Origin of the sequence: Rhodococcus sp. T2V, from assembly GCF_029269925.1 — a bacterium.
GTDB lineage: Bacteria > Actinomycetota > Actinomycetes > Mycobacteriales > Mycobacteriaceae > Rhodococcus_F > Rhodococcus_F koreensis.
Window position 1 is genome coordinate 1 of sequence record NZ_JARJBD010000368.1, and the last position, 567, is coordinate 567.

The 567-nt window shown below is 66.5% G+C and carries 1 pseudogene; it reads right to left on the reverse strand.

The window, feature by feature from the left end:
• Positions 1–410: pseudogene (locus tag P3H15_RS54415) on the reverse strand (IS5 family transposase); the annotation flags it as partial.
• Positions 411–567: the final 157 nt, after the last annotated feature.

The following is a 567-nucleotide window of genomic DNA, read 5'->3' on the forward strand; positions in this document are numbered from 1 at the left end:
TACCGGGTTGCCACCGCTCGCCACTGTTTTGCCTTGTTGAAGGCCCTTTCCACCACGTTGCGGCCCTTGTACGACTCGGCATCGAAGTTCGGTGGCCGCCCGCCCGCGCTGCCCTTGTTCTTGCGGTTGGCCACCTGATCGGACTTCTCGGGAATGACCGCCTTGATGCCCTTGCTGCGTAGTAGTTCTCGATTGGCCTTGGATGTGTACGCCTTGTCGGCACGGACCTCGTCCGGGCGCGTGCGGGGTGCGCCGCCACCGATGCGCGGCACGCAGATGCCCTCCAGGAGCGGGCCGAACATCGGGCTGTCGCCGGCCTGGCCAGGACCCACCAGCACCGACAAGGGACGTCCGTCGCCATCGCACGCCAGGTGGACTTTGCAGGTCAACCCGCCGCGGGACCGGCCGATGCCGTGATCGACCGGTTCGTCAAGCAGATTCGTGTAATTCGGTAGATCCCCCTGTGTCACGCGCGGTGTTGGCGCCGTGCTGGTGCACCCGCACCACGGTGGAATCCACCGACACCGCCCAATCCAGGTCGCCACCGGCATCGGCCATCGCGGCCAG